10 protein-coding genes, 3 tRNA genes and 1 pseudogene are annotated in these 11,612 nt (G+C 70.7%); 8 read left to right on the forward strand and 6 right to left on the reverse strand.

The window, feature by feature from the left end:
• Positions 1-11 precede the first annotated feature (11 nt).
• From purL to purS, 3 genes are read right to left on the reverse strand one after another with little or no spacing between them, the layout of a single operon-like run.
• On the reverse strand, positions 12-2,270 hold the full coding sequence (gene purL / locus AB0958_RS10105) for a phosphoribosylformylglycinamidine synthase subunit PurL (RefSeq protein ID WP_366889886.1): 2,259 nt from the start codon (positions 2,268-2,270) through the stop codon (positions 12-14).
• Positions 2,267-2,947, reverse strand: coding sequence for a phosphoribosylformylglycinamidine synthase subunit PurQ (gene purQ / locus AB0958_RS10110; RefSeq protein ID WP_366889887.1), 681 nt, complete (start codon positions 2,945-2,947; stop codon positions 2,267-2,269). The genes purL and purQ overlap by 4 nt, the downstream gene beginning before the upstream one ends.
• Positions 2,944-3,207, reverse strand: a complete 264-nt coding sequence (gene purS / locus AB0958_RS10115) for a phosphoribosylformylglycinamidine synthase subunit PurS (protein WP_015659417.1) — start codon at positions 3,205-3,207, stop codon at positions 2,944-2,946. The genes purQ and purS overlap by 4 nt, the downstream gene beginning before the upstream one ends.
• A gap of 328 nt (positions 3,208-3,535) precedes the next feature.
• Between purS and AB0958_RS10120 the strand changes: the two genes are divergently transcribed.
• From AB0958_RS10120 to AB0958_RS10155, 8 genes are all read left to right on the forward strand, one after another.
• Positions 3,536-3,853 (forward strand): Lsr2 family protein, encoded by a 318-nt coding sequence (locus tag AB0958_RS10120; protein ID WP_132888214.1) that lies wholly within the window; start codon positions 3,536-3,538, stop codon positions 3,851-3,853.
• A 135-nt stretch (positions 3,854-3,988) separates the two neighbouring features.
• Positions 3,989-4,060: transfer RNA gene (locus AB0958_RS10125), tRNA-Gly, on the forward strand.
• A gap of 80 nt (positions 4,061-4,140) precedes the next feature.
• Positions 4,141-4,216 (forward strand) — tRNA-Gly (locus AB0958_RS10130).
• Positions 4,217-4,353: 137 nt separating this feature from the next.
• The gene (locus AB0958_RS10135; protein WP_366889888.1) at positions 4,354-5,292 is read left to right on the forward strand and encodes an ABC transporter ATP-binding protein; all 939 of its coding nucleotides are present in this window, start codon (positions 4,354-4,356) and stop codon (positions 5,290-5,292) included.
• Positions 5,289-6,110, forward strand: a complete 822-nt coding sequence (locus tag AB0958_RS10140) for an ABC transporter permease (RefSeq protein WP_366889889.1) — start codon at positions 5,289-5,291, stop codon at positions 6,108-6,110. Before AB0958_RS10135 ends, AB0958_RS10140 begins: the two co-directional genes overlap by 4 nt.
• Positions 6,111-6,127: 17 nt before the next feature.
• Positions 6,128-7,426 carry a histidine kinase gene (locus AB0958_RS10145; protein ID WP_366889890.1) on the forward strand — a complete coding sequence of 433 codons (1,299 nt, stop codon included), beginning with the start codon at positions 6,128-6,130 and terminating at the stop codon, positions 7,424-7,426.
• The gene (locus tag AB0958_RS10150) at positions 7,423-8,037 is read left to right on the forward strand and encodes a response regulator transcription factor (RefSeq protein WP_366889891.1); all 615 of its coding nucleotides are present in this window, start codon (positions 7,423-7,425) and stop codon (positions 8,035-8,037) included. Before AB0958_RS10145 ends, AB0958_RS10150 begins: the two co-directional genes overlap by 4 nt.
• Positions 8,038-8,059: 22 nt before the next feature.
• Positions 8,060-8,132, forward strand: a tRNA-Gly gene (locus AB0958_RS10155).
• 65 nt (positions 8,133-8,197) lie between these two features.
• On the opposite strand, the gene AB0958_RS10160 is transcribed toward AB0958_RS10155, so the two are convergent.
• The 3 genes and pseudogenes from AB0958_RS10160 to AB0958_RS10170 all read right to left on the reverse strand — a co-directional run.
• Positions 8,198-9,097, reverse strand: coding sequence for a phosphoribosylaminoimidazolesuccinocarboxamide synthase (locus AB0958_RS10160; RefSeq protein WP_366889892.1), 900 nt, complete (start codon positions 9,095-9,097; stop codon positions 8,198-8,200).
• Between the two features lie 91 nt (positions 9,098-9,188).
• Positions 9,189-10,679, reverse strand: coding sequence for a N,N-dimethylformamidase beta subunit family domain-containing protein (locus AB0958_RS10165; RefSeq protein ID WP_366889893.1), 1,491 nt, complete (start codon positions 10,677-10,679; stop codon positions 9,189-9,191).
• A 265-nt stretch (positions 10,680-10,944) separates the two neighbouring features.
• Positions 10,945-11,612, reverse strand: a pseudogene (locus AB0958_RS10170) (hypothetical protein); the annotation flags it as partial.

Consider the following 11,612-nt stretch of genomic DNA (forward strand, 5'->3'; position numbering starts at 1 on the left):
TCTGCGGCCGGTTACGCCAGCAGTGCCTCGATCGTGCCCTCGTGGGCCTCGCGCAGTTCGGACAGGGTGAGGCTGAACTCGCCCTGGATCTCCACCGCGTCGCCGTCCACCACACCGATGCGGGCGACCGGCAGGCCCCGGGCGCCGCACATGTCGTTGAAGCGGACCTCCTCCGAGCGCGGCACCGCGACGACCGCGCGGCCCGCCGACTCGGAGAACAGGAAGGTGAACGCGTCGAGCCCGTCCGGTACGACCAGGCGCGCGCCCTTGCCGCCGAGCAGCGCGGACTCGACCACGGCCTGGATCAGACCGCCGTCGGACAGGTCGTGCGCCGAGTCGATCATGCCGTCGCGTGAGGCGGAGATCAGGATCTCGGCGAGCAGCCGCTCGCGCTCCAGGTCCACCTTCGGGGGCAGGCCGCCCAGGTGGTCGTGGACGACCTGGGACCAGGCCGAGCCGCCGAACTCCTCACGGGTGTCGCCGAGGAGGTAGAGCAGCTGCCCCTCCTCCTGGAAGGCGACCGGCGTGCGGCGGGCGACGTCGTCGATGACACCGAGGACCGCGACCACCGGGGTGGGGTGGATGGCCGCCTCGCCCGTCTGGTTGTAGAGGGAGACGTTGCCGCCGGTCACCGGGGTGCCCAGCTGCTGGCAGGCGTCGGCGAGACCGCGGATGGCCTCGGCGAACTGCCACATCACCGCCGGGTCCTCGGGCGAGCCGAAGTTCAGGCAGTCGGAGACGGCCAGCGGCTTGGCGCCCGTGGTCGCCACGTTCCGGTAGGCCTCGGAGAGGGCCAGCTGGGCGCCCGCGTACGGGTCCAGCTTGGCGTACCGGCCGTTGCCGTCGGTGGCGATGGCGACGCCGAGGCCGGTCTCCTCGTCGATGCGGATCATGCCCGAGTCCTCGGGCTGGGCCAGCACCGTGTTGCCCTGCACGAAGTGGTCGTACTGCGAGGTGATCCACTTCTTGGAGGCCTGGTTCGGGGAGCCGACCAGCTTGAGGACCTGGTCCTTGAGTTCCGCCGCCGTCGCGGGCCGCGGCAGCTTGTTCGCGTCGTCCGCCTGGAGCTCGTCCTGCCAGGACGGGCGGGCGTACGGGCGCTCGTAGACCGGGCCGTCGTGCGCGACCGTGCGCGGGTCGACGTCCACGATCTTCTCGCCGTGCCAGAAGATCTCAAGACGGTCTCCGTCCGTCACCTCGCCGATGACGGTGGCGATGACGTCCCACTTCTCGCAGATCTCCAGGAAGCGGGCGACCTTCGCCGGCTCGACCACCGCGCACATGCGCTCCTGCGACTCGCTCATGAGGATCTCCTCGGGCGAGAGCGTGGAGTCGCGCAGCGGTACGTCGTCCAGGGTGACGGTCATGCCGCCGGAGCCGTTGGAGGCCAGCTCGGAGGTGGCGCAGGACAGACCGGCCGCGCCCAGGTCCTGGATGCCGACGACCAGCTTCTCCCGGAACGCCTCCAGGGTGCACTCGATGAGGAGCTTCTCCTGGAAGGGGTCGCCGACCTGGACCGCGGGGCGCTTGGACGGCTTGGCGTCGTCGAAGGTCTCGGAGGCCAGGATCGACGCGCCGCCGATGCCGTCGCCGCCGGTCCGCGCGCCGTACAGGATGACCTGGTTGCCGGCGCCGGAGGCCTTGGCGAGGTGGATGTCCTCGTGCCGCATGACGCCGATGGCACCGGCGTTGACCAGCGGGTTGCCCTGGTAGCAGGCGTCGAAGACGACCTCGCCGCCGATGTTCGGCAGGCCCAGGCAGTTGCCGTAGCCGCCGATGCCGGCGACGACACCGGGCAGGACGCGCTTGGTGTCGGGGTGGTCGGCCGCGCCGAAGCGCAGCGGGTCGACCACGGCCACCGGCCGGGCGCCCATCGCGATGATGTCGCGGACGATGCCGCCGACACCGGTCGCGGCGCCCTGGTAGGGCTCCACGTACGACGGGTGGTTGTGCGACTCGACCTTGAAGGTGACCGCGTAGCCCTGGCCGACGTCGACGACGCCCGCGTTCTCGCCGATGCCGACGAGCAGCGCGTCGGACTGCGGGGCCTTCTCGCCGAACTGGCGGAGGTGGACCTTGGAGGACTTGTACGAGCAGTGCTCGGACCACATGACCGAGTACATGGCGAGCTCGGCGCCGGTCGGGCGGCGGCCGAGGATCTCCACCACCCGCTCGTACTCGTCCTTCTTCAGACCGAGTTCGGCCCAGGGCAGCTCGACGTCGGGGGTCGCGGCCGCGTGCTCGACCGTGTCCAGAGGCGTCCGGCTCATGCGCCCACCAGCTTCTTGAGGATCGAGGTGAAGAACGGGAGACCGTCGGTGCGGCCGGAGCCGACGAGCGGCTCGACGGCGTGCTCCGGGTGCGGCATCAGGCCGACGACGTTCCCGGCCTCGTTGGTGATGCCGGCGATGTCGCGCAGCGAGCCGTTCGGGTTGAAGTCGACGTACCGGAAGGCGACCCGGCCCTCCGCCTCCAGCTGGTCGAGCGTGTACTCGTCGGCGACGTACCGGCCGTCCATGTTCTTCAGCGGGATGTGGATCTCCTGGCCCGCGGAGTAGTCCGTCGTCCAGGCCGTGTCCGCGTTCTCCACCCGCAGCTTCTGGTCGCGGCAGATGAAGTGCAGGTGGTCGTTGCCGAGCATCCCGCCCGGGAGCAGGTGGGCCTCGGTGAGGATCTGGAAGCCGTTGCAGATGCCGAGGACCGGGAGGCCGGCCTTCGCCTGCTCGATGACGGTCTCCATCACCGGCGAGAAGCGGGAGATGGCGCCCGCGCGCAGATAGTCGCCGTAGGAGAAACCACCGGGAAGGACCACCGCGTCGACCTGGTGGAGGCCCTTGTCCTTGTGCCAGAGGGCGACCGGTTCCGCACCCGCGAGCCGGATGGCGCGCTGGGTGTCACGGTCGTCGAGGCTGCCCGGGAAAGTGACGACGCCAATACGAGCGGTCACTTCGCCGCCTCCGCGACTTCCTCCACCTTGACGGTGAAGTCCTCGATCACGGTGTTGGCGAGGAAGGATTCCGCAAGATCGTGGATGCGGGCGAGCGCGGCCTCGTCGACCGGCCCGTCAACTTCCAGTTCGAATCGCTTTCCCTGACGTACGTCCGAGATGCCTTCGAAACCCAGGCGCGGCAGCGCACGCTGGACCGCCTGGCCCTGGGGGTCGAGGATCTCCGGCTTGAGCATGACGTCGACTACGACGCGTGCCACTGGCACTCCCGGTGTTGGTGCTGAGCTGGTGCCTTCAGACTACCCGCTCCTAATTTCTACGCGCGTAGAGTTGTAGGAAACTACGTGAGCCGCGTCACGATCAGGTGACAGTGAGGGATCCACACGAAAAGTTCTGGGAAAGTTCCCCGGGTTCGCCCGCACCGTCTATTGCGCGTGGGACACGCGGCGGATTTAGTCGAGCTTCACTTTGTATTGCCAGGCACTGTACAAATGAATTGGCAATAGCCGATACTCGGCATGTCATCGCCGCATCACCGTTGAGCTGTGATGAGCTGGATAGACGTGCCACACGAAGGGACCGATATTCGTGGCGCAGAAGGTCGTGGTCACTCTCTTTGACGACATCGACGGCTCGGAAGCGGCGGAAACGATCGCCTTCGGACTCGACGGCAAGTCGTACGAGATCGATCTGAATCAAGCCAACGCCGAGAAACTGCGGACCGCCCTGGAGCCGTTCGTGGTCGCCGGCCGCAAGCGGTCGAAGTCGGGCAAGGCGTACAAGCAGACGGAGGTCGCCCCCGACCCGGCGGCCGTCCGCGCCTGGGCGCAGGCGAACAAGATGGACGTCCCGGCGCGCGGACGCATTCCGAAGAAGGTCTACGAGGCGTTCAGCGCCGCCCAGTGACAGGGCGGTCGGCTGCCCCCAGGGAACGTCAGCCACCCCTGGGGACAGCCGACTTGCGCTACCCCCCTGCTGATCAGCTAATGTCTGGAGCACGCCGAGGGGCGAGGCCGAAAAGCCGAAGCCCACGGAGTACATGCGGGTGTAGTTCAGTAGCAGAACATCCCCCTTCCAGGGGGAAGGCGCAGTGTGCAATTCCTGTCACCCGCTCTGCACCGCCGGTCCTGAGCAGCTTGTGGATCAGGTAGGCTGGTGCTCGCACCGATCGGTGGGAGCCGGTCGGGAGCAGTGCGGACGTAGCTCAGTTGGTAGAGCGCAACCTTGCCAAGGTTGAGGTCGCGAGTTCGAGCCTCGTCGTCCGCTCCAGGCTCCACAAGAAACCCCAGTCATCGACTGGGGTTTTTTCGTGCCCTCGGCCGCTTTCGGCCGCCCCTGACATTTGTCATGACGAGCGATGACACCGCGCACTGCCTCCGCGCCCCGAGCGCCGGGACGCTTGAGCCATGGAACACAGCGAACACGAACACGTGATTGAGGTCACAGATCTCCGACGTGTCTACGGGGGCGGGTTCGAGGCGGTCCGCGGAATCGACTTCTCCGTGGCCCGCGGCGAGATCTACGCGCTGCTGGGCACCAACGGCGCCGGAAAGACCTCCACGGTCGAACTGCTGGAAGGCCTCGCGCCACCGGACGGCGGCCGGGTACGGGTCCTGGGCCACGACCCCTACCGCGAGCGGACCGCCGTACGGCCGCGCACCGGCGTCATGCTCCAGGAGGGCGGCTTCCCGGCCGAACTGACCGTCGGCGAGACGGCACGGATGTGGGCCGGCTGTACGACCGGAGCCCGGCCGCCGGCCGAGGCGCTCGGCCTGGTCGGTCTCGGTGGCCGGACGGACGTACGCGTCAAGCAGCTCTCCGGCGGCGAGCGGCGCCGTCTCGACCTCGCGCTGGCCCTGCTCGGCCGGCCCGAGGTGCTGTTCCTGGACGAGCCGACCACCGGCCTCGACACCGAGGGACGCCGGGACACCTGGGAGTTGGTCCGCGCACTGCGCGACACCGGCACGACCGTGCTGCTCACCACGCACCACCTGGAAGAGGCCGAGGAGCTCGCCGACCGGCTCGCGATCCTGCACGCGGGGCGCATCGCGGTGACCGGGACCCCGGCCGAGGTGACCGCCGCCCAGCCCGCCCGGATCTCCTTCCGGCTGCCCCCCGGCTACTTCCTGGGCGACCTGCCACCGCTCGGCCCGCTGGGGGTGAGCGGACACGAGCTGGACGGGGACGTAGTACGCCTGCGGACACCGGAGTTGCAGCGCACCGCCACCGGACTGCTGTCCTGGGCCGAGAGGTCACGGGTGGAACTGCTCTCCCTCGACATGCGCTCGGCCTCCCTGGAAGAGGCGTTCCTGCACATCGCACGGGAGACGGGGGCGGCGGCATGAGCTTCCCGAACGGGTCGACGGACACGACGGGCCGGGCCGGGTTCGGCCGGTTCACCGGATCCGGGAGCCGGCCAGGGCGGCGGCTCCGGGCTCTGGCGCGGGCGGAGTTCGTGCTGTTCGGGCGGAACCGCAGTGCCGTGGTCACCGCGCTGCTGGTGCCCCTCGCGCTGCCGCTCACCGCGCGGCCCGCGATCGACCGGGGCGATCTCAAGGGGAACCTCGGCGCCGTGATGCTCACCGCCGCCATCGGCTTCTCCTTCCTCTACGCCGTGTACACCTCCCTGGTGAGCGCGTACGTGGCCCGCCGCGAGGAACTCGTCCTCAAGCGGCTGCGCACGGGGGAACCGACCGACATGGAGATCCTGGGCGGCACCGCGCTGCCCGCCGTCTGCCTCGGCCTGGCGCAGGCGCTGGTACTGGCCGCCGGCTGCACGGTCCTGCTCGACGCGGGTGCGCCGAAGGCGCCGTACCTCACCGTGCTCGGACTGCTCACCGGCGTGTCGCTCAGCGCCGCGCTCGCCGCACTGACCTCGGCCGTCACCCGCACCACCGAGAGCGCCCAGGTCACCGCGCTGCCGCTGGTCTTCGTCTCGATGCTGGGCTCGGGCATCGTCCTGCCCACCGACCTCCTGCCCGACAGGGTCGCCGCGGTCTGCGCGTTCCTCCCGCTCTCCCCGGCGGTCCGGCTGGTCCGGGCCGGCTGGACCGGCGAACTGACCGCGTACGAAGCCTTCGGCACCGTGCTCACCGCGCTGGCCTGGACGGTGGTGGCGGTGTTTGCTGTACGGCGGTGGTTCCGCTGGGAACCTCGGCGCTGACGGAGGACGGGACCGGGATGGGCGGGGCAGACGGCTGGTGGCGGGGCAAGACCACCCCCGCCAAGGTCGAGACGTACACCCGGTGGTCCTTCCACTTCTTCGCGCTGATCGAGGTCACGGTGATCGGGCTGCCGGCCTTCGGGAAGGCCGGACCGGCACCCTGGGGCTGGCTGGCCGCGCTGGTCGTCGCGCACGCTGCGCTCTGCGCGCTGACCGCCTCCCGGGCCCTGGACTGGGCGCGGGGGCTGCGGGAGCAGCCGGTGCGGCTGCTGTGGCTGCTCGGCGCGGCCACCTACGCGGTCGCCGTCACGGCCCTCGTGCTGCGCGAGCACGGCGGACCCGGTGACGACGTCCACGGCGCGACGGTCTCCGTCTTCGGGGGTGTGCTGGCCTTCGGCGCCGGCACCCTGGCGCTCGGCGTCCGCGGCCGACGGCGCGTGGTGGCCACCGTCGTGGGCTTCGCCTGCGGGGCCGCCGCGGTCTCCTTCCCGCTGGGCGTGTCCGGGCTCGCCGCGCTGGTCGCGGGGTTCGTGGTGCTTCTGTCCGGCGGATTCCTCGCCGCCGCCTCGATCTTCTCCGTGTGGCTTCTGAACGCCGTCTACGAGCTCGACGAGGCCCGTGAGACCCGGGCCCGGCTCGCCGTGGCCGAGGAACGGCTGCGGTTCGGGCGCGACCTGCACGACGTCCTCGGCCGGAACCTGGCCGTCATCGCCCTCAAGAGCGAACTGGCCGTGCAGCTGGCCCGGCGCGAACGGCCCGAGGCCGTCGAGCAGATGGTCGAGGTGCAGCGGATCGCGCAGGAGTCGCAACGGGAGGTGCGGGCCGTCGTCCGGGGGTACCGGGACGCCGACCTGGGCGCCGAACTAACCGGTGCACAAGGAGTGTTGGCCGCAGCCGGGATCTCCTGCGAGGTGACGGGGGACACCACCGGACTGCCTGCCGAGGTGCAGTCGGCGCTCGGATGGGTGGTGCGGGAGGCCACCACGAACGTACTGCGGCACGGGGACGCGGAACGGTGTGCGGTCGGGGTGCGGATACGGGAGGGAGCTGTGGTGCTGACAGTGGAGAACGACGGGGCCGCGCCCGCACGTGCGGGAAGAGCGGGGAGCGGAACAGGGGCCGGGGGCGTCGGCGGGTTCCGGGATGGGGCTGGGGGTGGCGTCGGGTCCGGGCTCGTCGGGTTGCGGGAGCGGCTCGCGGGGGTGGGCGGGACGCTGGAGGCCGGGCCGGTGGGAGCGGACGGGTTCCGGGTGGTGGCCTCGGTGCCGCTGTCCGGTCGTAAGACCGACCCGAGTGTGAGCGGAGTCACCTCATGACGGCTGCTGTGCGGCTGCTGCTCGCCGACGACGAGCATCTGATCCGGGGCGCGCTGGCCGCCCTGCTGGGCCTGGAGGACGATCTGGTCGTGGTCGCGGAGGCGGCGAGCGGGCCGGAGGCGCTGGCCATGGCGCGGGCCCACCGGCCGGACGTGGTGGTGCTGGATCTCCAGATGCCGGGGGCGGACGGTGTGAAGGTGGCCACATCGCTGCGGACCGAACTGCCCGGCTGCCGGGTGCTGATCGTGACCGGCCACGGACGGCCCGGGCATCTGAAACGGGCGCTCGCGGCGGGTGTGCGCGGGTTCGTCCCGAAGACGGTCAGCGCCCAGCGGCTCGCCGAGATCATCCGTACCGTGCACGCGGGAAACCGTTACGTCGACCCGGAGTTGGCCGCCGACGCCATCTCCGCCGGGGACTCGCCGCTGACCGGCAGGGAGGCCGAGGTGCTGGAACTGGCGGCCGACGGGGCGCCGGTCACCGAGATCGCCGAGCGGGCCGCGCTGTCCCCGGGGACCGTGCGCAACTACCTCTCCTCCGCCGTCACCAAACTCGGTGCGGAGAACCGTCATGCGGCAGTGCGTCTCGCACGGGAGCGAGGTTGGGTATAGTTGCTCTCGCGCCACGGCGCATGCGGACGTAGCTCAGTTGGTAGAGCGCAACCTTGCCAAGGTTGAGGTCGCGAGTTCGAGCCTCGTCGTCCGCTCGGGATGAGACCCCGGTCCACTGGACCGGGGTCTTCTTCGTGCCCGGACTGTCGCGACAGTCCCTCTAGGCCCAGCTCTGGCCCGTCAGGCGCTCGTACGCCTCGATGTACTTCGCCCGGGTCGCCTCGACCACCCGCTCCGGCAGCGCCGGCGGAGGCTGCTCGCTCCTGCGGTCCCAGCCGGACTCGGCCGAGGTCAGCCAGTCGCGCACGTACTGCTTGTCGAACGACGGCTGGGCGCGGCCCGGCTGCCACTCGTCGGCCGGCCAGAACCGGGAGGAGTCCGGGGTGAGGACCTCGTCGGCGAGGACCAGGGTGTCGTCGTCGTAGCCGAACTCGAACTTCGTGTCGGCCAGGATGATCCCCCGGTCCCGGGCGATGTCCCGGGCGCGGCCGTACACCGCGAGGGTGGTCTGGCGCAGCTGGGCGGCCGTCTCGGCGCCGACCTGACGGGCGACCTCCTCGTAGGACACGTTCTCGTCGTGCTCGCCGACCTCGGCCTTGGTGGCCGGGGTGAAGATCGGGGCGGGCAGCTCGGAGCCGTCGACCAGGCCCTCGGGCAGTGCGAGCCCGCAGACCGTACGGGACTGCCGGTACTCGGCGAGGCCCGAGCCGGTGAGGTAGCCGCGGGCCACGCACTCCACCGGGAGCATCTTCAGGGACGTGCAGACCAGGGTGCGACCCGCCCAGTCGGCGGGGGCGCCCGCGGGCAGCTCGGTGCTGATCACGTGGTTGGGGACCAGGTCGGCGAGCTTGTCGAACCACCACAGGGAGAGCTGGGTGAGCACCCGGCCCTTGTCGGGGATCTCGGTCGGCAGCACCCAGTCGTACGCCGACAGACGGTCACTGGCCACCATCACGAGGTCGCCCGCCTCGTTCTGGTACAGCTCGCGCACCTTGCCGGTGTGCAGATGCACCAGACCCGGGACCTCCACGGGCTCGGGCTTTTCGACGAATCCGGACACGGTTCCTCCCCGTGGTTCTGTACAGATGCCCTCGATTCTCCCGTATGCCGGGCCGACGGCGGACACGGGGGCCGCGCGGACACGGTGCGGGTCAGTCGCGTTTGCAGATCCGGTCCAGCAGATTGGCGGTGGCGCGCTGGACGCGGGAGTCGATGTGGCCGGGACGGTCCAGGGCCGGGGACCAGGCGAAGGTCCCGGAGGCGAAGACCAGCGCGCCGGAGGGGGCGCGGTAGAGCGAGGTCTCCTGATGGCGCAGGACGCCGTCGTTGTCCGTGTAGGGGGAGTGCGCGAGCAGGATGCGCTCCTCGTGCTCGGGCAGCGCGGTGCGCGGGAAGTAGCGGTCGGCCTCGCCCGCCACCAGGCCCGGGAGTTCGTCGCCGTCGTGGGCGCCGGTGGCGTCCCAGAGCCAGTGGTCCGCGTTGCGCACGATCAGCGGGGACGGCTCGGGCACCCGGCCCGCGTACTGGATGCCGACCGTCTGCTGTTCGGGCCGGTCGATCTCACGCCAGAGCACGGGCCTGCCCGGACCCTTGCGTTTTCGGCAGATCAGCAGGCGGTCCGCGACCCCGGACGGGGAGGGCGCCAACTCCACCTGCCAGTACATGGTGTTGGCGGAGAGGAAGACGAGGCTGGTGCCGCTGTCCCGGGCCAGCTCGACGGTACGGCGCATCTGCTGCGACCAGTACTCGTCGTGGCCCGGGAAGACCAGGCCCCGGTAGCGGGCCGGGTCGACGCGGCCGGCGTGCAGGTCGCGGGCGTCGGCGTAGGCGATGTCGTAGCCGTAGCGCTCGGCCCAGCGGATGAAGTCGTAGGCGTGCCCGACGTGCAGGGGCAGGCCCGCGCCCGCGTACGGCCGGTCGAAGGAGACGGTGGTCGCCGCGTCCGCCTCGCCGAGCAGCCGGCCCCGTTCGTCCCAGGCGTGGTAGAGGCTGGCGCCGGTACGGCCGTCCTCCGGGTAGAGGTTGTAGGCCTGCCAGGTGATGTCGGGCAGCAGGAGCAGCAGGTCGGCCGGGTGGTTGTCGCGGACCGTGAAGGGGACGTGCGAGCGGTAGCCGTCGGCCGTGGTGAGGACGGCGACGTATGCGCCGATGCTCCAGTACGACGGGACCTGCAACCGCCAGGACAGCCACCAGTGGTGGCAGGAGACCGTACGGTCGGCGGCCAGCGGGGGCGGCTGCACGATGCCGGACAGCCGGGGACTGGTGGTGATCTTCGCCGCGCCGTCGCCGCCGTAGTGGCCGATGCGGTAGATGTCGACGCTGAACTCCTGCGGCGGGTCGACCGTGATGTGGAAGTCGACGGCCTCGCCGGGGGCGACCGCGCCGGTCGAGGTGAACCCCTTGATCTGACGGTGCACGTCGTCCGCCGAGCGGGGACCGACGGCTTTGCGCGGTGCGGGGATCCGCGGGTTCCCGCCGGCCGGCTGGACGCCCGGGTCCACGTACCACGGGACGACGTGTCCGGTGTCGTCGAAATACGTCTCGCTGCCGCGCAGCCAGGGGACCGGCCCCAGGCCGAAGGGGTCCGTGACGGCGTGCGCGAGTGCTCCCGACTCCCAGCGGCGGATGTGGTCCGATGCCATGGTGGCTCCCCTCCCTCGTGCCCCCGTGAGGTGTGCTGATACGAGTCGACGTGCGCTTGCTGTTCGGGCGGTGACCGTGGCGCCTGTCCTCGTGTCGCCTCGTGCCGGTTGCGTTGTGCCGGTTGCGTTTGTCTTATGTCGGATGCGCTTGCCATTCACCGAACGGTCCAAGCACATCACATAACGCACGCGTCCTGTCACGGTTCGTTGCGAATTTGCCTGAAGTGGAACAGTTCACTCCGCTAAGGCGTCGAAACGCCCCAGGTCAGACCAGCCGGACCGGCTTCTCGGGGCGTATCCCCGACTCGACCAGCCAGGCCCGGAGCGGGGCCGGGTCTCCCTCCTCGATGAGGCTGAGGACTCTGGGCGTCAGGTCGGCGGCCCGCACGCCGTCGACCAGCAGGGACGGGCCGTCGAGCCAGTCCAGGCCGGGGGTGGCCCCGGCGGTGTCCATGGCCGCGCAGCACACCATCGCCTTGACGTGGTCGGCGAGGAGTTCCCGGGCGGTGCGCGGTGGCTGGAGCGGGAAGAGGGGCAGCGCGCCGTCGTCCCAGAGGGGACCGCCGAGGCCTGCCTGCCCGGCGGTGGTGGCGGAGCCGGGGCGGGCGGCAGCGGTGGCGGTGGCGCCGGCGGCGGCCTGTTCGCGTTCCTCCTGGGCGAGAGCGGCGGTGAGACCGGCGGCGAGAGCGACACTGCGCTCGGTACCGGTGGGCTCGTCGTCGTAGGGCGGAGGGTGTTCTGTGTCGGCCGGTCGGTGCTCGGCGTGGGCCGGTCGGTGTTCGTCGTGGAGCGGAAGGTGCTCGGTGTGAGCCGGGGAGTGCTCGGTGTCGGCCGGTTGGTGTTCGTCGTGGAGCGGAAGGTGCTCGGTGTGAGCCGGGGAGTGCTCGGTGTCGGCCGGTTGGTGTTCGTCGTGGAGCGGAAGGTGCTCGGTGT

This window comes from Streptomyces sp. NPDC006655, from assembly GCF_040703965.1.
GTDB lineage: Bacteria > Actinomycetota > Actinomycetes > Streptomycetales > Streptomycetaceae > Streptomyces.